General features: G+C 67.6%; 23 protein-coding genes. 11 read left to right on the top strand and 12 right to left on the bottom strand.

The window, feature by feature from the left end:
• Positions 1–24: 24 nt before the first annotated feature.
• The 5 genes from QM782_RS15485 (at position 25) to QM782_RS15465 (ending at position 4050) form a co-directional block, all read left to right on the top strand.
• Positions 25–711, top strand: a complete 687-nt coding sequence (locus QM782_RS15485) for a hypothetical protein (protein WP_415203798.1) — start codon at positions 25–27, stop codon at positions 709–711.
• Between the two features lie 78 nt (positions 712–789).
• The gene (locus QM782_RS15480) at positions 790–1560 is read left to right on the top strand and encodes a methyltransferase domain-containing protein (RefSeq protein WP_415203797.1); all 771 of its coding nucleotides are present in this window, start codon (positions 790–792) and stop codon (positions 1558–1560) included.
• 146 nt (positions 1561–1706) lie between these two features.
• Entirely contained in the window at positions 1707–2978 is a 1272-nt protein-coding gene (locus QM782_RS15475; protein WP_415203796.1) for a hypothetical protein, read from the top strand.
• Positions 2979–3196: 218 nt separating this feature from the next.
• Positions 3197–3583, top strand: a complete 387-nt coding sequence (locus QM782_RS15470) for a HEPN domain-containing protein (RefSeq protein ID WP_415203795.1) — start codon at positions 3197–3199, stop codon at positions 3581–3583.
• A 56-nt stretch (positions 3584–3639) separates the two neighbouring features.
• A complete protein-coding gene (locus QM782_RS15465) occupies positions 3640–4050 on the top strand; it encodes a hypothetical protein (protein ID WP_415203794.1) in 411 nt (136 codons plus the stop codon).
• 314 nt (positions 4051–4364) lie between these two features.
• On the opposite strand, the gene QM782_RS15460 is transcribed toward QM782_RS15465, so the two are convergent.
• Together QM782_RS15460 and QM782_RS15455 are read right to left on the bottom strand one after the other, a co-directional pair.
• A complete protein-coding gene (locus QM782_RS15460) occupies positions 4365–5186 on the bottom strand; it encodes a DUF938 domain-containing protein (protein ID WP_415203793.1) in 822 nt (273 codons plus the stop codon).
• A complete protein-coding gene (locus QM782_RS15455; protein ID WP_415203792.1) occupies positions 5183–6136 on the bottom strand; it encodes a LysR substrate-binding domain-containing protein in 954 nt (317 codons plus the stop codon). The genes QM782_RS15460 and QM782_RS15455 overlap by 4 nt, the downstream gene beginning before the upstream one ends.
• Positions 6137–6244: 108 nt before the next feature.
• On the opposite strand from QM782_RS15455, the gene QM782_RS15450 reads away from it, so the two are divergent.
• From QM782_RS15450 to QM782_RS15430, 5 genes are all read left to right on the top strand, one after another.
• Complete coding sequence (locus QM782_RS15450; RefSeq protein ID WP_415203791.1) at positions 6245–7333, top strand: tartrate dehydrogenase; 1089 nt, start codon at positions 6245–6247, stop codon at positions 7331–7333.
• 125 nt (positions 7334–7458) lie between these two features.
• Complete coding sequence (locus QM782_RS15445; protein ID WP_415203790.1) at positions 7459–8415, top strand: tripartite tricarboxylate transporter substrate binding protein; 957 nt, start codon at positions 7459–7461, stop codon at positions 8413–8415.
• A 128-nt stretch (positions 8416–8543) separates the two neighbouring features.
• The gene (locus tag QM782_RS15440) at positions 8544–9101 is read left to right on the top strand and encodes a cytochrome b (protein WP_415203789.1); all 558 of its coding nucleotides are present in this window, start codon (positions 8544–8546) and stop codon (positions 9099–9101) included.
• Between the two features lie 20 nt (positions 9102–9121).
• A complete protein-coding gene (locus tag QM782_RS15435) occupies positions 9122–9697 on the top strand; it encodes a YceI family protein (protein WP_415203788.1) in 576 nt (191 codons plus the stop codon).
• 71 nt (positions 9698–9768) lie between these two features.
• Positions 9769–10344, top strand: a complete 576-nt coding sequence (locus tag QM782_RS15430; protein ID WP_415203787.1) for a YceI family protein — start codon at positions 9769–9771, stop codon at positions 10342–10344.
• 46 nt (positions 10345–10390) lie between these two features.
• On the opposite strand, the gene QM782_RS15425 is transcribed toward QM782_RS15430, so the two are convergent.
• Together QM782_RS15425 and QM782_RS15420 are read right to left on the bottom strand one after the other, a co-directional pair.
• Entirely contained in the window at positions 10391–10990 is a 600-nt protein-coding gene (locus QM782_RS15425; RefSeq protein WP_415203786.1) for an isochorismatase family protein, read from the bottom strand.
• Positions 10991–11021: 31 nt separating this feature from the next.
• Positions 11022–12161 carry a PQQ-dependent sugar dehydrogenase gene (locus QM782_RS15420; RefSeq protein WP_415203785.1) on the bottom strand — a complete coding sequence of 380 codons (1140 nt, stop codon included), beginning with the start codon at positions 12159–12161 and terminating at the stop codon, positions 11022–11024.
• A 221-nt stretch (positions 12162–12382) separates the two neighbouring features.
• Here QM782_RS15420 and QM782_RS15415 point away from each other — a divergent pair, with 221 nt between their 5' ends.
• Entirely contained in the window at positions 12383–12976 is a 594-nt protein-coding gene (locus QM782_RS15415; protein ID WP_415203784.1) for a C40 family peptidase, read from the top strand.
• A 40-nt stretch (positions 12977–13016) separates the two neighbouring features.
• Here QM782_RS15415 and QM782_RS15410 read toward each other — a convergent pair whose 3' ends face one another.
• The 8 genes from QM782_RS15410 to QM782_RS15375 form a co-directional block, all read right to left on the bottom strand.
• Positions 13017–14468 carry an aldehyde dehydrogenase family protein gene (locus QM782_RS15410; RefSeq protein WP_415203783.1) on the bottom strand — a complete coding sequence of 484 codons (1452 nt, stop codon included), beginning with the start codon at positions 14466–14468 and terminating at the stop codon, positions 13017–13019.
• Positions 14469–14494: 26 nt separating this feature from the next.
• Positions 14495–15493: a TRAP transporter substrate-binding protein gene (locus QM782_RS15405; RefSeq protein WP_415203782.1), complete on the bottom strand. Its 999-nt coding sequence runs from the start codon at positions 15491–15493 to the stop codon at positions 14495–14497.
• 104 nt (positions 15494–15597) lie between these two features.
• Complete coding sequence (locus QM782_RS15400; RefSeq protein ID WP_415203781.1) at positions 15598–16566, bottom strand: 2-hydroxyacid dehydrogenase; 969 nt, start codon at positions 16564–16566, stop codon at positions 15598–15600.
• An 18-nt stretch (positions 16567–16584) separates the two neighbouring features.
• A complete protein-coding gene (locus tag QM782_RS15395) occupies positions 16585–18312 on the bottom strand; it encodes an IlvD/Edd family dehydratase (protein WP_415203780.1) in 1728 nt (575 codons plus the stop codon).
• Positions 18309–19283, bottom strand: coding sequence for a tripartite tricarboxylate transporter substrate binding protein (locus QM782_RS15390; RefSeq protein ID WP_415203779.1), 975 nt, complete (start codon positions 19281–19283; stop codon positions 18309–18311). Before QM782_RS15390 ends, QM782_RS15395 begins: the two co-directional genes overlap by 4 nt.
• Positions 19284–19374: 91 nt before the next feature.
• On the bottom strand, positions 19375–20400 hold the full coding sequence (locus tag QM782_RS15385) for an amidohydrolase family protein (protein WP_415203778.1): 1026 nt from the start codon (positions 20398–20400) through the stop codon (positions 19375–19377).
• Positions 20397–21299: an amidohydrolase family protein gene (locus tag QM782_RS15380; RefSeq protein WP_415203777.1), complete on the bottom strand. Its 903-nt coding sequence runs from the start codon at positions 21297–21299 to the stop codon at positions 20397–20399. Before QM782_RS15380 ends, QM782_RS15385 begins: the two co-directional genes overlap by 4 nt.
• A gap of 5 nt (positions 21300–21304) precedes the next feature.
• Positions 21305–22288, bottom strand: coding sequence for a TRAP transporter substrate-binding protein (locus QM782_RS15375; protein WP_415203776.1), 984 nt, complete (start codon positions 22286–22288; stop codon positions 21305–21307).
• Positions 22289–22365 lie beyond the last annotated feature (77 nt).

The raw sequence follows: 22365 nt of genomic DNA, 5'->3' as shown, positions 1-22365 counted from the left end.
GCAGCTTAATTCAGGCGTTAGCCAATGCAACTTGACGCACTGCGCAAGGAAAAGTTAATGATTGAATGCCCACAGTGTCACAGCTTATCGACCGTCCCGATCATCTACGGAAGGCCAACTGTCGAGCTAGAACACGCAGCATCTCGTGGTCTAGTGGAACTTGCCGGGTGCATCGTCGAGACGGATAGCCCAACGATGCGCTGCCTAGATTGCCACAATGCTTGGCAGAAATTCAACAATGACATATCAGTTTCCACCATCACGGCGAAACTTGATCGCATCAAAAGCATAGTAGAGCGCCACCTATTTCCAATTCATGCGGGAATGGTATCGTCGGAACTATTTGATGATGACTGGCAGTTTGATGATGACTGGCAGTCAGACGCAGGTTCGTTCGAGGCAATTTACGCATACATACAACTCAAAGAAATCTTAGGAATTCGTGGCGGCTGCACTCTAGAGCAAGTAGCACGCGTTCATTCGTTCAAGAAATCAAACAATGACTACTACAATCGGATCATTAGGGAGCTAAAACGACAAGTCTGCCTCTTGTCGCTCAGTGGTAACGGCTTCGGCGGACTCCACCACAACCTTTTCCTTGCCTGCGCCCTGATTTTCAATGCTTCACCGATGTCTCATGGAGACACAGATCAAGAACACCTTGATTACTTTCTTGACTTAATTCGCAAAGGACATATCGGTTTTGAATGAGAGCAATCGCGCATTGGCTAACAATTCATTCAAGCCGACGCCGCTTCGCGGCGCGGCTTAAGTCAGGTGTTAGGCATCATGAGCCACCTCCCTTCGACAGCCGCGGAGTTTTACGACAAGCTTGCGCCGTTCTATCACCTTCTGTATGGGGACTGGGACGGCGCGATTAACAGACAGGGCAAGGCACTTAGGCGGTTGCTTGGCGAATGCGGGGTTTCAGCGGGCGAACCCGTACTCGACGCAGCATGTGGCATAGGGACTCAGACGATTGGCCTCGCCGTGTCCGGGTATGCCGTCACGGCTTCGGACATCTCACAAGGCGCGGTCGAGCGGTTGCGCAGCGAACTGGCGACTCGCGGCATTCCAGCCATTGCACGCGTAGATGATCTTCGAACCTTGAGTCAAACTCAGTCTTGCTCAATGTCTGCAGTGCTGGCCTGCGACAACAGTGTCCCGCACCTGCTTTCGGACGAAGAGATTCAGAACGCTTTCGCGAGTTGCTACCGTTGTTTGCGACCGGGGGGCGTCGCTATTTTCTCCGTACGTGACTATGCAACAATGCCTCGCGTTAACCCGGATGTCCGACCGTATGGTATGCGGTACGAAGCTGGTCATCGGTTCCTGGCCGTTCAGGTCTGGGAATGGGATGGCGATCAGTATGACCTGCGTATCTACTTGACATCCGAGGCACCTGATGGTGCTTGCACAACCCAGGTTCTTCGGAGCCGCTACTACGCCGTACCAATCGACAGGCTGCTTGTGCTCCTGGAGCAAGCCGGTTTCGTCGATGCATATCGCCTTGACGACGTGCTATTTCAACCGGTACTCATCGCGCGACGGACCGTATGAGGCCTAACTTTACGTTGCAACGGACACTTGACCCGTCCACGCGCCCGCCGCCGCGGTCGCGCGGCCGCGTCAAGTGCCGCTGAACTTAGACGTTGGGCATCAATTGAAGCCCGGTGGCAGAATTTTGCGTTCAGTAGGCATCTGATATGAGAACTGGCGGAAGACAGCAGAGTCAGCTTCCACGTCGCCAAAAAGGCAGCAAGACGCTTCGCTACATCGATCCGGTAAAGGTGAAACGCCTTCTCGGTGATGTCTTCCCTGCGGATCTTCTAGCCAAGCTAATTGATGTTGACCTTGTGGCGCTGAATAACGAAGCCGTTATTCGCATGGGTGGCGGGGGCGTAAAGCCAAAGTATCTATCGGACGAATACGAAAGCGTGGTGCTTGGCGTTGTTGATGAAATGGAAAAGTACAATCGCAAGTTGATCGCAAATCCTGAATTGATGAGAGAGCGCTCGTTTTATCCCGCTCCTTTCGACGTAACAATTCGGTGCGGGTCCGAGCAAGACATGCCTCGATTTCACGAAGGATGGAGCACGCAGACCTCTCTGGAATCAACAGTTCATGTCTATAACCTCGGTGAATGCAAGTGCAAAACATGCTACAGACCTCCAGAACAGCATCGGGCCGTCTTGCATCTCTACAAAGCCATATTCAAAGGCCACGTATGGAGGATCTCAGTTCCTATTCAGTACCTCATGAAGGGATTTCCACTGAAACCAAATGGTCACATGGGGTACTACCACAGCTTCGTCGTTCAGCACCCAGATTCCTATTTGCGTGAATGGCAAGCCCAAAGCGGTACTTTCGAGGGAGTCCCGGAGGAGCCACGATACGACTATGTTGGGATTACCTCACGTAGTTGGTTGGTGAGGATGAGGGAGCATTTGCGCGGCATTGAATCCGGCGAAAACAAAACATTCTATAACGCTTGGAGGCATTTCGCTAAGGATGATCGTGTCGATTTCATGTCTGAGCTGATCGTCGCCAACCAATCTTACGACGACATCATGGCGTGGGAGGAAGCCAGAGTGGATGCCGAGACGGAGGCCGGTCGGGCACTCAATATGATCCCCGGTGGTTTCAAAGGAATTCGTGAACTGCACAAGCTTGGTTTCCTTCACAAGGAACGGCCCACGTTGAAAGAGCGCAGAACTGCCATTGAGGCAGCCGAGCGCGCTAATCCTCGGAAGGGGGTGCCCAATCTCCTTCTAGCAGAGTTATGGAAAGACGACAGCTATGCTGCGAAAGTCATTTGCGGAGCTGATGGCCGTCTGTCCGTAGACCAGGTTCGGACGGCTCGTGATCTCAATCGGATGGGGATGCCTGTGGAAAAAATTGCAGAGAAAATCGGCGCCCTCAATGCGCCCCAGGTCCAGAGGCTTCTTGATGGCCAAACGTACTCGCGTATCCACTGAACCCTTTTGCCTTGGAGAAGTTGATGCCCAACAAGGCGCTGCAGTGGACGTTTGACCCGCCGCCGATTTTTGCTACCGAAAAAACCGTCGTCGCCTCAAACGCCACTGAGCTTGGGCGTTGAGCCGCACATGAAGATGACACGTTATTCAGCCCTAGATATTGCGATCTCGCTTGAAAGAGCGGCGAACAGCCTGCTTAGAGCCCCCCTGCCGGCACCTTGCCATCGGAGCAAATTGGACTGATTAGCCATGACTCACTCGGAAGAACTTGCGGAATAGTAATCCTTAGCTCGTTGAGCATTGAGGTGGCATTGAAGTCTCTCCTTGAGAAGCATGGAAAAAAGCCTCCCAAAACTCACGACCACATTCAACTATACGACCTGGTCCCCGCAGACACGCAAGAGATGCTTCAAGACAGGTTTGAGGTTACAGCCATCACGCAAAATCCAATTGGTCCAACTAATATCAGGAGTATTCTAGAGTCCACGCGTCAATCCTTCGAGCATTGGCGATACATTCACGAATCACCTCGCCTTTCAAAGATCGACCTCCTATCTGTATTCATAGCCGCCAAAGTTATTGCAGCCGAATCAGGAAGCGTCTAATTATTAGATTATGGATTCTCCACCTCATAGAGAATAATCTTCGATTGGATTCAGGCATGACAGACGACCGGACAACCAAGGCAATCATATTCGCACTAATTGCCGGATTCATATGGATTCTTTGGATAGGCCACCAGCGATCAGTTGACGCCCGACAAGAATATGAAAGAAATCAGGAAAAAGAACGGTTAGAACGCCTAGCCTGTGATCGCGGCGAGTATTGCAGCAATTTCGAGGCGTGGAGAAGATCATCTGGGAATTATTATCCAGTGAAACTGCCCACAGGAGAATATTATTTCTATGGCAGCAAATGTATAGATAAATGTGAAGGCCATGTGGCCGGTTACGAGTGGGCTATAGCCAACGAAATCATCAGCTATAACAGATGCTCAACCGACAGCCAATCATTCAATGATGGATGCGAAACAGGTGTAATTAGTAATCGAGTTGACCATGGACTTGATTGACGCCGCGGATTATTTTACGGATTCCTGTCGAGCAATAGCTTCATTTGCTCCGCGCGTGCGGCCCAATCGGATAAACAACGGCTTCTATCCGTCGCCCCCACACCACCCACCATGCGGGTCCGCAGTGGGCGGTTCAACAAGTCGGCACGCTCGACGAAGTTTCTCTCTTTCTCTTTGCCGTATAGCCCTGGGCCTTGCACCACAGGTCTTTCACGCTGAGCAAGCCTTGCTCCTTTAACCACGCGTTGGATACCGCCTGCTGGATGACCGGAGTCCTCCAGAGTTCGACACCAAATTGAGTAAGCCCTTGATCTTTATAGAACTGACTTTTCGGCCGCCACTACAGGGAACCTCTCATAACCCTTGATTCGTGATATGCGCCTCGGCGCAATGGCCTCTAATTTAAATAGGCGCTCGTGCAGAGGGCGCGAGCCCGCACCAACACGCAGCGCTTTACCACCAATCTGAACCGCCCCGGGTTCGCCAGGGCGGTTCACCAAACCCCGCGCGAACACCAGCATCAAATTGTTCGCCGGCATCGCCACCCGCTCCACCAGCCGCAGCCCGGCCGCTTCGGCCTCGGCCTCCACGTCCTCCCGCGCCCGCACGCCCCAGGCCGGGTCGCGGCGGCGCAGGTCGGCGTCGAAATCCAGGTTGCCCTGCGCCGTCGGCACGCCCTGCTCCAGGTACGGGCCGTAGGTGATGAGCACGCCGCGCGGCGCGAGGTGGCGCGCCGCGCCGCGCATCAGGCCGCCGCAGACGGCCCAGGGCGCGATGTGCAGCAGGTTGGCGCAGTAGATCGCGTCCAGGCTGGCGGGCGCCAGTTCCGGGCCGGTGACGGGCCAGCGCGGCGCGCTGGCGTCCAGCAGCACCGGCGGCGCCACGTTCGCCACCGCCAACTGCGCGCACCAGGCGGCGATCGAGCCGAAGGCGGCGTCGGTCACGTCGCTCGACTGCCAGTGCCAGCCGGGCAGCGCGGCGGCGAAGAAGGCCACGTGCTGGCCGGTGCCGCTGGCGATCTCCAGCGCCGCGCCGCGCGCCGGCAGCACGCGCTGCAGCACTTCCAGGATGGGTTGCCGGTTGCGTTCGGAGGCCGGGCTGCGCAGCGCCGTGCCGGGCCGGTGGGCGGCGTTCATGCGGCCTCCTTGCCGCGGGCCGGTGCCGCGCCGGCGGCGCCCTGCCGCGCGAACGAGGCGGTCAGGTAGTCCACGAAGGCGCGCACCCGCGCCGTCAGCTGGTGGCGCTGCGGGTACACGGCGTAGATGTCGGCGTCGGGCGTGTCGTACTGGGGCAGCACCCGCACCAGGCGGCCGTTGCGCAGGTGGCGCGCGATGTCCCATTCGGCGCGCATCAGGATGCCGTGGCCGTCGAGCGCCCAGTTGACGGCGATCTCGCCGTCGTTGGTGGCCAGGTTGCCGCGGGTCTTGACGGCCTCGACGGTGGCGTTGCGGCCCTTGCCGCTGGCCAGGCGCCAGACGCCGTAGGCCTCCTCGCCCTGGCGGATGCCGATGCAGTTGTGCCGCGTCAGGTCGTGCGGCACCTTGGGCGTGCCGTGGCGCGCCAGGTAGGCGGGGGCGGCGCACAGCAGCCGCCGGTTGGCGCCGATGTTGCGCGCGACGACGCGGCTGTCCGGCGGCGCGCCGAAGCGCACGCAAACGTCGAACAGGTCTTCGGTCAGCGCCGGCGGGCTGACCGACAGCTGCAGTTGCACCTGCACCGCGGGGTGCTGCCGGATGAAGCGGGAGATCAGCGGCGCCACGTGGCTGCGGCCGAAGCCCAGCGTCGCGTTGACGCGCAGCAGGCCCTGCGGCGTGGCCTTGGCCTGGCCCAGCAGCTCGCCCATGCCGTCGATCTCGGCCAGGATGCGGCGCGCGTGCGCCAGGTACAGCTCGCCCTCGGGCGTCAAGCCCATGCGGCGCGTGGAGCGGCTGACCAGCAGCACGCCCAGCCGCGCCTCCATCTGCGCCAGCCGCTTGCTGACCGCCGGCAGCGTGACGCCCAGCTCGCGCGCGGCGGCCGACAGGCTGGCCGAGCCGGCCAGCGTGGAGAAGAAGCCCAGGTCCGCGGGCTGGATCGCAGTGCCCATGATTGTTGAATCCAGGTGAAGGATGGCTTCACTCTAGCGCCGATCCGACACCGGCACCCGCTCCTACAGTCCGTCCATCCCGCCACCCCCCATCCAGGAGACAGACCCATGAAGACGTACAGGATCGCCACCATTCCCGGCGACGGCATCGGCAAGGAGGTCGTGCCCGCCGGCCGCGAGGTGCTGCAGGCGCTGGCCGATGCCGGCAGCGGCTTTCGCTTCGAGTTCGAGGACTTCGGCTGGGGCGGCGACTGGTTCCGCGCCCACGGCGAGATGATGCCCGCCGACGGGCTGGGCGCGCTGAAGGACAAGGACGCGATCCTGTTCGGCTCCGCGGGCGATCCGCACATCCCGGACCACGTCACGCTGTGGGGCCTGCGGCTGAAGATCTGCCAGGGCTTCGACCAGTACGCCAACGTGCGGCCCACGCGCATCCTGCCGGGCATCGACGCGCCGCTCAAGCGCTGCGGGCCCGAGGACCTGAACTGGGTGATCGTGCGCGAGAACTCCGAGGGCGAGTACTCCGGCGTCGGCGGCCGCGTGCACCAGGGCCACCCGATCGAGGCCGCGACCGACGTGTCGATCATGACCCGCGTGGGCGTGCAGCGCATCCTGCGCTTCGCCTTCCAGTTGGCGCAGAGCCGCCCGCGCAAGCAGCTGACGGTCGTCACCAAGAGCAATGCGCAGCGCCACGCGATGGTGATGTGGGACCAGATCGCCGGCGAGGTGGCGGCCGAGTTCCCGGACGTGGCCTGGGACAAGGAGCTGGTGGACGCGATGACCGCGCGCATGGTCAACAAGCCCGCCACGCTGGACACCATCGTCGCCACCAACCTGCATGCCGACATCCTGTCGGACCTGGCGGCCGCGCTGGCCGGCAGCCTGGGCATCGCGCCGACCGGCAACATCGACCCGGAGCGCCGCTACCCCTCGATGTTCGAGCCCATCCACGGCTCGGCCTTCGACATCATGGGCCAGGGCCTGGCCAACCCGGTCGGCACCTTCTGGTCCGTCGTGATGCTGCTGGAGCACCTGGGCGAGCACGCCGCCGCCCGCCGCGTGATGGCCGCCATCGAGCAGGTCACCGCCGATCCCGGGCTGCACACCCGCGACCTGGGCGGCACGGCCACCACGGCCGAGGTCACCCGGGCCATCTGCGGCCTGCTGGCCGCCGGCGCCGGCCGCAAGGCCGCCTGATCGCCTAGACCGCCCGCGGGGCCGGCCGCCCCGCTGCCTGAAACCGTCGGGGCGCCCACGCCCGCACGCAGCAGCCGCTGGCGGCTGCCGGGCGAACGCGCGCCTGCCATTTCCCGGAGACATGCATGAAGAAGACCCTGACCGCCCTCGCGCTCGTCGCCGCCGCCACGCTGGCCGCCGCGCAGGCCTTTCCCGCCAGGCCGATCACGCTGATCGTGCCCTTCCCGCCCGGCGGCAGCTCGGACGCGCTGGCCCGTGCGCTGACCACGCCGCTGTCGCAGGTGCTGGGCCAGCCCGTGATCGTCGAGAGCCGACCCGGCGCCGGCGCGACCATCGGCGCCGACTTCGTCGCCAAGTCCAGGGCCGACGGCTACACGCTGCTGATGGGCGCGGTGCACCACGCGATCGCCACCAGCGTCTACCGCAAGCTGCCCTACGACTTCGAGAAGAGCTTCGCGCCGGTCACCACCGTGGCCCTGGTGCCCAACGTGGTCACGGTCAATGCCAGCTCGCCGGCCCGCGACGTGCAGGGCCTGATCGCGCTGGCCAAGGCCGCGCCGGACAAGCTGGCCTACGGCTCCAACGGCAACGGCACGGTGCAGCACCTGATCGGCACGCAGTTCGCCACGCAGGCCGGCGTGGCGCTGGTGCACGTGCCCTACAAGGGCAGCGCGCCGCTGACGACCGACCTGCTGGGCGGGCAGATCGACCTGTCGTTCGACACGCTGACGCCGCTGGTGCAGCACATCAGGGCCGGCAAGCTGCGCGCGCTGGCGGTGACGACCGCCAGGCGATCGAGCACGCTGCCGGACGTGCCCACGCTGGCCGAGGCGGGCCTGCCGGGCTTCGACCAGGGCACCTGGTTCGGCATCCTGGCGCCGGCCGGCACGCCGGCGGAGGTCGTCGCGCGGCTCAACGCCGAGATGGTCCGGATCATCCGCTCGCCCGACTTCGGCAAGCGCATGGAGGAGATCGGCGCCGAGACCGTGGGCGACACCCCGGCGCAGATGGCCGCGCGCATCCGCGACGACACGGCCCGTTACGCGCGGCTGGTGAAGGAGGCCCGCGTCGCGGTCGAGTGAATCCGCAGGCCGCGTAGGGATTCATGCGGTTTGAATCCCCAGGACAATTCCACTGAAACTCCGCGCCGCCAGGCGCCCCTAGGATCGGGCCCATCCCAGCACGCAGCCGCCCAGCTGCCCGATCCGACATGCCTGCCTCCCCCGCCCCGCGCTACGGCGCCACCGCCATCACCCTGCACTGGCTGCTGGCGCTGGCGCTGGTGGGCATCTTCGCGGTCGGGCTGTACATGACCGGCCTGCCGTTCTCGCCGCAGCGGCTCAAGCTGTACAACTGGCACAAGTGGGCCGGCGTGGCGATCCTGGCGCTGTCGCTGCTGCGGCTGCTGTGGCGCGCCACGCACCGCCCGCCGGCGCTGCCGGCGCGCATCCTGGCGGCGATGCCGCGCTGGCAGCGCATCGCGCACCACGGCACGCACCACCTGCTGTACCTGCTGTTCCTCGCCGTGCCGCTGCTCGGCTGGGCCTACAGCTCGGCGGCGGGCTTTCCGATCGTGTTCCTCGGCCTGCTGCCGCTGCCGGACTTCGTGCCCGCGGACCCCGCGCTGGCCGAGGCGCTGAAGCCCTGGCATGCCGCCAGCGCCTACGCGCTGGCGGCGCTGGCGGCGCTGCACGTGGCCGCCGCGCTGAAGCACCAGTGGGTGGACCGCGACGGCCTGCTGCTGCGCATGCTGCCGGGGCGGGGCTGATGTTTTCCAAGGGAGTCTTGATGCAGAAGAAGTTTTCGACGGCCTTCGGCGCGGCGCTGCTGGCCACGACCACCGTGCTGGCCCTGCCGGCCGCGGCCCAGCAGAAGCTCGTGCCCGAGCAAAGCGAGATCGCGTTCGTCAGCCGGCAGATGGGCGTGCCCGTGGAGGGCCGGTTCCGCAAGTTCGACGCGCAGGTCGCGTTCGATCCGGCCCGGCCGGCGGCGAGCAAGGTGGCCTTCACGGTGGACATGGGCAGCGTCTCGCTGAGCCCCGAGGCCAACGCCGAGCTGCCCAAGCCGGTGTGGTTCGACGTGCCGAAGTTCCCGCAGGCGACCTTCCAGTCCAGCGCGGTCAAGGCACTGGGCGGCGGCAAGTTCGAGGTCGCCGGCAAGCTGGCGATCAAGGGCGTCCAGCAGGACGTGGTGGTGCCCATGGCGCTGGCGCAGAACGGCGCGAGCACCGTGGCCACCGGCCAGTTCACGATCAAGCGGCTGGCCTTCAAGGTCGGCGAGAACGAATGGGCCGACACCTCGATGGTGGCCGACGACGTGCAGGTCCGGCTCAGGCTCACGCTGGCCGGCGTGCCCAAGCTCTGAGACGCAGTGCGAACCAACCGCTCGCACCTTCCGACGCCTTTCCCTTTTTCAACCCAACCGGAGATTCCTGGATGCAACGTTCCGCCCTGACCGCCCTGGCCGCGGCCCTGCTGGCCGCCGGCAGCGCCCACGCGCAGAGCGCCACCTACGCCATCGATCCCACGCACACCTTCGCGACCTTCGAGATCGACCACTTCGGCGCCGCCGTGAACCGCGGCCGCTTCGAGAAGAAGGAAGGCCGGATCACGCTGGACAAGGCGGCCCGCACCGGCAAGGCGGAGATCACGTTCCAGATCGCGTCGCTCACCACCGGCGTCGCGCCGTTCGACAAGCACCTGCAGAGCGCGGAGATCTTCGACGCGGCGCAGTTCCCGACCGCCACCTTCGTCGGCGACCGGTTCGCCTGGAACGGCGACAAGGTCACCGAGGTGGCCGGCGTGCTGACGATCAAGGGCAAGAGCCAGCCCGTGACCTTCAAGGCCCGGCAGTTCAACTGCTACGAGAGCCCGATGCTCAAGCGCGAGGTCTGCGGCGGCGATTTCGAGGCCACGATCGACCGTTCGGCCTTCGGCGTGGACTACGGGCTGGCCTACGGCTTCCCGAAGAACGTGCGCATCGTGGCGCAGATCGAGGCGGTCAGGCAGTAGCAGGCGGCCCCGCCCCGCAGCACGAAGGGGCCGCGCGGCCCCTTCTTCATTTGATCAGCGCCTGCACCGCCTTGAACTGCGGGTGCTCGGCCGTCTCCAGCCACTCGAACAGCACCATCTCGGTGGTCACGAGCTCGGCGCCGGCGCCGGCCAGGCGGTCGAAGGCGGCGTCGCGGTTGCGCTCGGTGCGCGAGCCGCAGGCGTCGGTCACGACCCAGACCTCCATCTCCTCGCCCAGCAGGTCCAGCGCGGTCTGCAGCAGGCAGACGTGCGCCTCGCAGCCGGCGATGACGATGCTGGGCGGCTCGGGCGCCGCGGCGGGCTTCTGCAAGTGCTTGGGCAGGCTGCGCGCATTGCCGGCCGGCCGCGCCGCGGGCGGGCGCAGCCACTCGGCCAGCCCTTCGGGCACGGCGCTGAAGTGCATCTTGGCCAAGGTGCGCTTGCACAGCGCGCGCAGCGCAGGCAGGTTGGGGCCGAGCCGGGACGGGTTCTGCTCCGTGCCCCAGACCGGCACCTCCAGCAGCTGCGCCGCCTGCGCCAGCCGCAGCGCGTTGGCGGCCACCTCGGCATGGCCGGCGATGGCCGGCATCAGCTTTTCCTGGTAGTCCACCAGCACGAGTTGCGAGGCGGCGGCTTGCAGCAGCATGAGAAACCTTTCGATCGAAGCAAAGCGCCGATTACACCTCAGGCACGAGCCGCAGCAGCCGGCCGTCGCTGGCGTCGGTCAGCAGGTACAACAGCCCGTCGGGGCCCTGGCGCACGTCGCGGATGCGCTCGCCCAGGTCTTCCAGCAGCGGCTGCTCGCGCAGCAGCCGGCCGTCGGGCCCGAACTCCAGCCGGTGCAGCCGGCTGAACTTCAGCGAACCGACGAACAGGCTGCCCTGCCAGGCCGCGCCGTAGCGGCCGCTGGTCAGGAAGGCCATGCCCGAGGGCGCGATCGACGGCACCCAGTAGTGCAGCGGCTGCTCCATGCCGGGCTGCTCGGTGATGCCGTCGCCGACCCTGGTGCCGCTGTAGTTGACGCCGTAGGTGATCACCGGCCAGCCGTAGTTGCGCCCGGGCTGCGGCAGGTTGATCTCGTCGCCGCCGCGCGGGCCGTGCTCGTGCGTCCACAGCCGGCCGTCCGGCGCCAGCGTGGCGCCCTGCAGGTTGCGGTGGCCGTAGCTCCAGATCTCGGGCAGCGCGCCGGCGCGGGCCGCGAAGGGGTTGTCGCGCGGGACCGTGCCGTCCTTGCCGACGCGCACGATCTTGCCGTGGTGGTTGTCCAGCGTCTGCGCGTCGGCGGCGCGCGAGGAGCGCTCGCCCAGCGTCAGGAACAGCGTGCCGTCGGGCTGGCCGCCGACCATGCGTTCGACGATGCGGCAGCCGAAGTGCAGGCTGCTCGCGTACTTGGGCCGCTGGCTGAAGAGCACGCGCAGGTCGGTCAGCCGCGTGCGGTCCTCCGACAGCCGCGCACGCGCCAGCGCCGTGCTGTTGCCGCGGCCGTCCGCCGCGGGCTCGGCGTAGCAGAAGTAGAGGGTGCGGTTGCCGGCGAAGCCGCTGTCCAGCGCCACGTCGAGCAGGCCGCCCTGCCCGCCGGCCGCGATGGCGGGCAGGCCCTCCAGCGGCGGGCCGACGCGGCCGTCGGCCTCGACCACGCGCATGCGGCCCGGCCGCTCGGTGACGAGGAAGCGGCCCTCGGGCAGGAAGGCCAGCCCCCAGGGATGCTGCAGGCCGCGGGCCACGGCCTCGGCCCGCACCGGCACGGGCTGCGCCCAGGCAGCGGACAGCGCCAAGCAGGCGGCGAGGCAGGCGAGACGAAGCAGGGGCAGCGGCATCGGGACTCCTCCGGTGGGCGATCCACGCGATCGCGGTGCGTGGATTATTTGGAGGATTCGCGCACCCCGCGGCGACAACCATGCATGGCCCAAGGCCACCTCCGGCCAGGGAGCCGATCCCATTTGTTACAAAAAACCGCAAGGAGTTGATTCTGGATCAATGACTTACAATCTGCCCTTCACTTGACGCCGCAACAGCGCCGGCGCTACCCTCCCCGCCCATGCCTCGTTGGACCGCCGTCTTCACCCTCGCCTGCTGTTTCGCCGCCTCGGCCCACGCCGCGCCTCCCGCCTCTGCCTCCGTTGACGCCATGCCCGACGACATGGAGCGCGTGCTGGTGGAGCGCGGCCTGATCCGGCAGACCCTGGGCCACATCGGGCAGGTCGGCCAGAGCGTGCGCGAGGGCACTTCCGGGCTGGTGGTCACGGCGCTGGGCTTCCTCGGCGTGCCCTACCGCTTCGGCGGCGAATCGGCCGACAGCGGCTTCGACTGCAGCGGCTTCGTGCGCGCCGTCTACTCGCAGACCGTGGGCCTGGTGCTGCCGCGCCGCGCCGACGAACAGGCCGCCGCCACCGACGAGATCGACAAAAGCGACCTGCAGCCCGGCGACCTGGTGTTCTTCAACACCATGCGCCGCACGTTCAGCCACGTGGGCATCTACGTGGGCGACGGCAAGTTCGTCCACGCCCCCCGCACCGGCGCCAGGGTGCGCGTGGAGAACCTGGACAGCAGCTACTGGCGGCTGCGCTTCAACGGCGCCCGCCGCGTCGAGGCCGGCGCCACGGCGCTGACTGGCCTGCGCGCGCCCCACTGACCCCACGCCGCGCGCTGCGCGGCGCCGGCAGCGTGCTCACTCAGGCCAGCGTATAGGCCGTCTTGACGGTGGTGAAGAACTCCTGGGCGTAGCGGCCCTGCTCGCGCGGGCCGTAGCTGGAGCCCTTGCGCCCGCCGAAGGGCACGTGGTAGTCCACCCCGGCCGTGGGCAGGTTGACCATCACCATGCCGGCCTGCGCATGGCGCTTGAAGTGCGTGGCGTACTTCAGGCTGGTGGTGGCGATGCCCGCGGACAGGCCGAACTCGGTGTCGTTGGCCACGGCCAGCGCCTCCTCGTAGTCCTGCACCCGGATCACGCTGGCCACCGGGCCGAAGATCTCCTCGCGGTTGATGCGCATGGCCGGCGTGGTGTCGGCGAACAGCGCCGGCGCCATGAAATAGCCCTCGTGCCCGCTGCCGGTGTGGCAGGCCACGCGGTCGCCGCCGCTGACCAGCCGCGCGCCCTCGGAGCGGCCGATCTCGACATACGACAGGTCCTGCTCCAGCTGCGCCTGGCTGACCACCGGGCCCATGTCGGTGCCGGCGGCCAGCGCGGCGCCGACCTTGATCGCTGCGATCCGCTGCTTGAGCGCCTCGACGAACGCGGGGTAGATCTTGTCGGTGACGATCAGGCGGCTCGATGCCGTGCAGCGCTGGCCGGTGGAATAGAAGCAGCTCTGCGCGCTCAGTTCGACGGCTTGCGCCAGGTCGGCGTCGTCCAGCACCACCTGCGGGTTCTTGCCGCCCATCTCCAGCTGCACCTTCTTGCCGGCGGCCACGCAGGCCGCCGCGATGCCCCGGCCCACGCCCACCGAGCCGGTGAAGCTGATGGCCGCCACGCCGGGGTGGTGCACCAGCGCGTCGCCGATCACGCGGCCGCGGCCCATCACCAGGTTGAACACTCCGGCCGGGATGCCCGAGCGGTGGATGATGTCCGCCAGCGCCCAGGCGCAGCCGGGCACCAGGTCGGCGGGCTTGAGCACCACGCAGTTGCCGAAGGCCAGGGCCGGGGCGATCTTCCAGGCCGGGATCGCGATCGGGAAGTTCCACGGCGTGATCAGGCCGACCACGCCGATGGGCTCGCGCGTGATCTCCACGCCGATGCCCGGGCGCACCGAGGGCAGCGTCTCGCCGGCCAGGCGCAGGCACTCGCCGGCGAAGAACTTGAAGATCTGGCCGGCGCGGGCGGCCTCGCCGATGGCCTCGGCGCGCACCTTGCCCTCCTCGCGGGCCAGCAGCTCGCCCAGCTCCTCCTTGCGCGCCAGGATCTCCGAGCCGATCCTGTCGAGCGCATCGGAGCGGGCCTGGATGCCCGAGGTGCTCCAGGCCGGGAACGCGGCGGCGGCGGCCGCCACGGCGGCCTCTACGTCGGCGGCATCGCCCTGCGCGTACTCGCCGACCACGTCGGCCAGGTCGCTGGGGTTGAGGTTGGGCGCGTAGGCCTGGCCGGGGGTCCAGTGGCCGGCGATGAGGTTGTCGTGTTTGGATGTCATGGCAATGGGTGGTGAGGTGAAAGGAATCAACGCTTGCGGGCCTGGTCGATGGCGGCGAAGAAATCGTGCACGGTGTCCTCGCCGATGCCCGCCGTGTACTTGGCGATCACCGGCTGCAGCTTCTCGCGCATGCGCGCGCGCTCCTGCAGCGAGACGTCGTTGATCTGCATGCCCAGCCGCGTCAGCTCGCCGCGCAACTGGGCGTTGAGCTCGCGGCTGGTCCGGCGCTCGTAGGCCGTGGCCTCGGCAGCCGCGTCCTGGATGGCCTGGCGGTCGGCCGCGGAGAGCTTGTCCCAGAATTTCTTGGAGACGAGCAAGGTCAGCGCGTCGTAGGCGTGGCCCGTGGTCGAGAGGTACTTCTGCACGTCGTAGAACTTCTGCGCATGGACCACCGTGTACGGGTTCTCCTGCGCATCCACGGCCCGCGACTCCAGCGCCGTGAACAGCTCGGTCACGGGCATGGGCACGGCGTTGGCGCCCAGGCCGCCGAACATGTCGATGTACAGGTTGTTCTGCATGGTGCGGACCTTCAGGCCCGCGATGTCCTCGGCATGCACGATCGGGCGCTTGCTGTTGGTCACGTTGCGAAAGCCGTTCTCCCAGAACGCCAGGCCGACCAGGCCACGCGCGGGCAGCTTGGCCAGCAGCTTCTGGCCGAACGGACCGTCGAGCACGGCATCGGCCTCCTGCTCGCTGGCGAACGAGAACGGCAGGCCGATCACGCCGAAGTCCTTCACCAGGCCGGCCAGCGTGGCGGTGGACGGGGCGGTGAACTCCTGCGTGCCGCCCTGCAGCGCGGCCTGCATCTGCATGTCGCTGCCGAGCTGGCCGGCCGAGTACACGGCCACCTTGATGCGGCCCTGGCTCCTGGCCTCCACCAGTTCGGCGAACTTGCGTGCGCCCAGCGTCTGCGGGTGGCTCTCCGGCAGGCTGGTGCCGAAGCGGGCCTTGATCTGCTGTGCCCCGGCCAGCGCGCTGGCGGCCAGGGTGATGGCCAGCACGGCCAGTTTCCAGGTCTTTCTCATGCGGTCTCCTTACAAGCGGTAGAGAGCGGTGGCGCTGCCGCGCAGCAGGGCCAGGCGCCGGTCGGCGGAAAAAGAGTCGGTGGCGCGGGCGATCCCGGGGGCATTCATGGGCGTGGCTCCTGCGGGGCGGAGAGGGAAGGACGGCATTCAGGCACCGGCGTGGGCAGGGGCCGGCCTGCAAAGTGCGCGGCGAGGTTGGCCAGCGTGAGATCGGCCATGGCCTGGCGCACCTCCAGGCAGGCGCTGCCGATGTGCGGCGTGAGCACCACGTTGTCCATGGCACGCAGCGCGGCGGGAACCTGGGGCTCGTTCTCGAACACGTCGAGCGCGGCGCCCGCGATGGTGCCGGTCTGCAGGGCCTGGATCAGCGCGGCCTCATCGACCACCGAGCCGCGCGCCACGTTGACCAGGCAGCCCTGCGGGCCCAGCGCGGCCAGCACCTGGGCGTCGATGAGCCCGCGCGTGCCCGCGCCGCCAGGCGTGATGGCGACCAGATAGTCGCTTTGCGCCGCCAGCAGCGCGGCGCTGGGCAGGTAGCGGTAGGGCAGGCCGGGCCTGGCGCTGCGCGCGGTGTAGGCGATCTGCATGCCAAAGGCCGCGGCCCGGTGCGCGATGGCCTGGCCGATCTGCCCCATGCCGACCAGGCCCAGGCGCGCGCCCGAGACCTTGCGCCCCAGCGGCAGCGGGCCGGCGGCCCAGTGCCCGGCGCGCACGAAGCGGTCGGCACGCGGCACCTGGTGGGCCCAGGCCAGCATCAGCCCCAGGGCCAGGTCGGCGACGTAGTCGTTGAGCACGCCCGGCGTGTGCGTGACGGCGATGCCGCGCTCGCGCGCGGCGGCCACGTCGATGCCGTCATAGCCCACGCCCATGACGGCAATGGCTTCGAGCGCGGGCAGCTGCCGCATCAGTTCGGCCGAGACCCTGGATTCGCCGGTGGCGGCGATGGCGCGCAGGCGCGGCGCCGCCTGCCGCCAGGCTTCGGTGTCAGCGCGGTGCACGGCGTAGGCCGCGCACAGCGGCTCCAGCAGCAGGGGCCTGACCTCGGGCATGGCGAGCACTTCGATGGGGGACATGGCAAGCCTTCCAGCGGATCAATGCGAATGCCGCGGCACGGCAGCGCCCCGGCAGCCGACCAGGAAGTCGAAATCGCAGCCTTCGTCGGCCTGCAGCACATGCTCGACGTAGAGCTTGCGGTAGCCGCTGGCGTCGGCCGGATCGGCGGTCTGCGCGGCCTGCCAGGCCTGCAGGCGCTCCTGCAGCTCCTCGTCGGCGATGTCCAGGTGCAGCCGCCCTGCGGAGCAGTCGAGCTCGATCCAGTCGCCCTCGCGCACCACGGCCAGCGGGCCGCCGGCGCGGGCCTCGGGCGCCACGTGCAGCACCACGGTGCCATAGGCCGTGCCGCTCATGCGCGCGTCGGAGAGGCGCACCATGTCGGTCACGCCCTGGGCCAGCAGCTTGGGCGGCAGGCCCATGTTGCCGACCTCGGCCATGCCCGGATAGCCGCGCGGGCCGCAGTTCTTGAGCACCAGCACCGAATCGGCCGTGACGTCCAGCCCGGGGTCGGCGATGCGCGCCTTGTAGTCTTCCAGGTGCTCGAACACCACGGCGCGGCCCCGGTGGCGCAGCAGGCCGGGCGTGGCGGCCGAGGGCTTGAGCACCGCGCCGCGCGGCGCCAGGTTGCCGCGCAGGATGCAGATGCCGCCATCGGCCACCAGCGGGGCGGACAGCGGCCGGATCACCTCGTCGTCGAGCATGGGCGCATCCCTGACGTTGTCCCACAGGCTGCGGCCGTTGGCCGTCAGTGCGCCGGGATGGGGCAGCAGGCCGGCCTCGCCCAGGCGCCGCAGCACGGCCGGCAGGCCGCCGGCGTAGTAGAAGTCTTCCATCAAGAAGCGGCCCGAGGGCATCAGGTCCACCAGCGTGGGCGTGCCGCGGCCCAGGCGCGTCCAGTCTTCGAGCGCGAGATCGACGCCGATGCGCCCGGCGATGGCCTTGAGGTGGATCACGGCATTGGTCGAGCCGCCGATGGCTGCGTTGGCGCGGATGGCGTTCTCGAAGGCCTCGCGCGTCAGCAGCCTGGACAGGCGCAGGTCCTCGCGCACCATCTCGACGATGCGCATGCCGGACAGGTGCGCGAGCACGTAGCGGCGCGCATCGACGGCGGGAATCGCCGCGTTGTGCGGCAGGCTCACGCCCAGCGACTCGGCCATGCAGGCCATGGTCGAGGCCGTGCCCATGGTGTTGCAGGTGCCGGCCGAGCGCGACATGCCGGCTTCGGCCGACATGAACTCGTGCAGCGAGATGGTGCCGGCCTTGACCTGCTCGGACAGCTGCCAGACCGCGGTGCCCGAGCCGATGTCGCGGCCCTGGTGCTTGCCGTTGAGCATGGGGCCGCCGGTCACCGCGATGGCCGGCAGGTCGCAGCTGGCCGCGCCCATCAGCAGCGCCGGCGTGGTCTTGTCGCAGCCCACCAGCAGCACCACGCCGTCGATGGGGTTGCCGCGGATGGCCTCCTCCACGTCGATGCTGGCCAGGTTGCGCGTGAACATGGCCGTGGGGCGCAGGTTGGACTCGCCGTTCGAGAACACGGGGAACTCGACCGGAAAACCGCCGGCCTCGAAGACGCCGCGCTTGACGTGATCCGCCAGCTTGCGCAGGTGGGCGTTGCAGGGCGTCAGCTCCGACCAGGTGTTGCAGATGCCGATGATGGGCTTGCCCTGGAATTCATGCTCGGGAATGCCCTGGTTCTTCATCCAGCTGCGGTACATGAAGCCGTTCTTGTCCACGGTGCCGAACCATTCGGCGGAGCGCAGCTTCATTTCTGGATCACCAGCTTGGACAGCACTTTCTTCAGGGACTCGCGGTCGCGCTCGATCGAGGCCTTGAAGGCATCCCCGTCGAGATAGGCCTCGCCCAGGTTGGCCTTCACGAGCGCGTCCTTGAAGGCCGGGTCGGCGGCTGTCTTGCGCGCGGCGTCGCGCAGGCTGTCCACCACGGCGCCCGGCGTGCCCTTGGGCACGGCCAGGCCGCGCCAGACGCCGATGGACAGGTCGATGTTGCGCTCCTTGAGCGTGGGCACGCTGGCGAAGGGCGCGGGCAGGCGCTGGTCGGCCATCACGGCCAGCGTGCGCAGTTTGCCGTTCTGCACGTGCGCCATGACTTCGCCGGGACTCACGGTGATGGCCTCGACGTGTCCGCCCAGCAGGCTCTGGATGGCCGGCGCGGCGCCCTGGAACGGCACGTGGTTGAGCTGCGTGCCGGTGCGGTCCTCGAACGCGGCGGCGGCCACGTGCCAGATGTCGCCCACCCCGCCGTTCCCGACCTGCATGGCGCCGGGGCGCTTCCTGGCGTCGGCGATGAATTCCTCGACCGTCTTCCAGGGCGCGTCGGCGCGCACCGTGATGGCCGAAGGGTCGTAGTTGAGCTGCGCGACAGGGGTGAAGTCGTCGCTGGTGAGCTTCATCAGGCCCAGCGCGGGCAGGATCACCAGGTTGACGCTGACCACGCCCACCTTGTAGCCGTCGGGCTTGGCGTTGGCGGCATCCGCGAAGCCGATGGCGCTGGAGGCGCCGGGCTTGTTGATGACGATGAAGGGCTGCGCGAAGTACTTGCGCGCCGTGTCGGCGAAGGAGCGCGCCATCACGTCGGTGCCGCCGCCCGCCGTGGCGGCCACCACCAGTTCGACCGCGCGGTTGGGGTAGTCGGCCGCCGAGGCCGAGGCGGCGGCCAGCGACAGGGCGGCCAGGGCGAAGGTGCGCCGGGCGCAGGCGGGGATGCGGAAGGGGGTCATGTCGTCTCCTGTCGAAGGTGTCGGCGTCTTTGGCCGTGGTGCAGAAACCGTTGGCCTGCTGAAGCTTTTCTCGCGCATGCGCACGTGCTCCTCACAGGCGGTACACGCCGGCGGCGTTGTCGCAGAACAGGGCCAGGCGCTGGTCGGCGGGCAGGGCCGCGGTGATCTGCTTGAAGCCCGCGAAGATGTCGTCCAGGCTGGCCACCAGCGCGTCGACCGGGTGGTTGCTGGCGAACATGCAGCGCTGCCAGCCGAAGATGCGGATCGCATCGTTGACGACCGGCGCCTGCAGCGCGGGCGTCCAGCGCCGGCCGGCCACGCCCAGGCCCGAGATCTTGAGGAATACGTTGGGCGCGCGCGCCAGCGTTTCCATGGCGCCGCGCCAGGCGGCCAGCGAGGCGTCGTCGCGCTCGGCCGGCAGGCCGGTGTGGTTGACGACGATGCGGGTGCGCGGGAAGTCGCGCGCCAGCTCGGCCGCCTCGCCGAAATGCCACCAGGGCGCCTGCAGCTCGAACATCAGGCCCGCCGCCTCCAGCCGCGCGTAGCCGGCGCGCCAGCGCGCGCAGCGCATCGAGCCGGGTTCCGCGTAGCCGGCGTGGTGCTCGGCGCGCGGCAGGCTGCGCGGCTTGTGGCGCACGCTGCGCACCAGCGGCAGCCGGGCGTAGGCGGCCAGCTGTTCGTCCAGCACCTCGCCGCGGTCCAGCCAGGCCTGCGCCGCAAGCGCATGGGGCTTGCCGGTCTCCCGGGCCAGCGCCTGCACCCAGTGCGCCTCGCCGGTCGGGTCGCGCGGGTCCCACTCGCCTTCCATCAGCACGTGGCGCAGCACGCGGTGCGCGCCTTGCGTGGCCTGGTAGTCGGCGGGCAGGAAGTTGCGGCAGATGGCGCTGTAGTCGCCGTAGCGGAACGGGATCAGCGGCCGCTGCTGCAGCCACGGGTGCGGGTTGCGTTCCACGTCCCAGAAGTGGTGGTGCGCGTCGACGATGGGCAGCAGGCGATCGTCCTGCGTGGCCAGGAATTCGGCGCGCGCCGCCTGCAGGTCGCCGCCGGTGTCCATGGGCGCACCCTCGTCCGGACGGGCTGCCGTGCGAGCGCCTTCGGGCGGCCGGGCAGCGCTCATGGCGCGATGCGGTAGAAGCGCAGCGCGTTGTCGGCCAGCACGGCGCGCTGCTGTTCGGGCGCGAGGTGGGCCGTCATCCGCAGCATGGCGGCCACCAGTTCGCGGTAGCCGATGCGCAGCCCGGCCACGGGGAAGTTGCTGGCGAACATGCAGCGCTGCCAGCCGAAGATGGCCAGGGTCTCGCGCACGATGACGGCGTTGTCGGCCTCGTTCCAGGGCTGGTCGCGCAGGCCGAACTCGGACAGCTTCACGTGCACGTTGGGCTCGCGCGCCAGCCGCTCCATGCCGGCCCGCCAGCGCGCCAGGCCCTCGGGGCTGCGGTCCCAGGCGAAGCCGTGGTGGTTCAGCACGATGGCGAGCCTGGGGAACATGGCCGCGACCTCGGCGGCTTCCGCCAGGTGCCAGGCGGGCACGCGCAGGTCCCAGCTCAGGCCCAACTCGGGCAGCAGGGCCAGGCCGCGCAGCCAGCACTCGTCCTGCATGGTGCCGGGCTCGCCGTGCACCGACTGGCCGGGCGCGGACGCGGTGACGGGCTTGCTGCGGATGCCACGCACCAGCGGATAACGCAGGTGCTCGCGCAGCCGCTCCTCGGTCTCGGGCCGGTCGAGCCAGGCATGGGCCACCACGGCGTTGGGAAAGCCGTGCTGCGCATGCTGCGCGTGCAGCCACGCGGTCTCGGCCACCTGCTCGCCGCGGTCGCGCTCGGCCTCCACGTGCACGGTGGCGACCACGTTGCAGCCCTCGCTGGCCGCGCGGTAGTGCGCGGGCAGGAAGTCCTGGCACAGCGCGCGGTAGTCGCCGAGGAAGAACTTCCCGGCGTCGTACTCCTGCTGCAGCCAGGGGTAGCGGCCCTGCGAGAGATCCCACAGGTGGTGGTGGGCGTCGACGATGGGCAGCATGCCGCTCACCTGGTCTGCTGGATCGCGTCGATCAGTTGCGGGCCGTACTTCTCGACGAACATCTGCTTGATGGGCTCGGCCACCAGCTTGCGGAAGGGTTCGAGGTCGATGTTCTCTTCCACCTGCATGCCGTTGGCACGCAGGAAGGCGATGTCGGCGGCCTCGTTCTTCTTGATCAGGTCGCGCTGGTAGGCGCCCGCGGCCAGGGCGGCGTCGACCAGGGCCTGCTGCTGCTCGGGCTTGAGGCCGTCGAACTTCTTCTTGTTCATCACCACGGGCATGGCGGTGTAGGCATGGCGCGTGAGCGACATGTACTTCTGCACCTCGTAGAACTTGTTGTTGCGCACGATGTTGACGGGGTTCTCCTGCCCGTCCACGGCCTTGCTCTCCAGCGCGCCGAACACCTCGGCCAGCGGCATGGGCGTGGGCGCGGCGCCCATCAGCTGGAACGCCTTGATGTGCGCCGGGTTGGGCGTGGTGCGGACCTTCAGGCCCTTCACGTCGTCCGGCGTGCGCACCGGGTGCTTGGAGTTGGTCAGGCTGCGGAAGCCCACCTCCCAATAGGCCAGCCCCTTCATGCCGTGGGTGCCCAGCTCGTCCAGCAGGCCGCGGCCGATCGGGCCGTCGAGCACCTTGTAGGCCTGCTCGGTGCTGGTGAACATGTAGGGCAGGTCCAGCACGTTCAGGCGGCCGACCATGCCGGTGTAGTACGGCGTGCCCGACGTGGTGAGGTCGATGGTGCCGCCGCGCACGCCGGCGATGGCGGTGTTGTCGTTGCCCAGCGTGCTGGAGCCGTAGACCTGCACCTCGATCGCGCCGTTGGTGCGGGTCTTGACCTGCTTGGCGAACTCCAGCGCCGCCAGGTGCTGCGTCTCGGCCTCGGCGCCGGAGTGCGCCAGGCGCAGCTTGATCTGGGCCAGCGCGGGCTGGGCCAGCAGCATGGCCGCGCCGGCGGCCAGCAGGGTCTTGACGAACAGCTGTCTTTTCATCGCCGGGCCGCCCCGAGATGAAAAGCGCCCCTCCTGGGGAGCAGCGGCTGCACGCGGTGCGCAAGCGTGGGGGCAAT

Origin of the sequence: Pseudorhodoferax sp., assembly GCF_047601025.1 — a bacterium.
In the GTDB taxonomy this organism is placed as follows: Bacteria; Pseudomonadota; Gammaproteobacteria; order Burkholderiales; family Burkholderiaceae_C; genus Pseudorhodoferax.
This window is presented reverse-complemented; position numbering and strand designations above follow the sequence as displayed.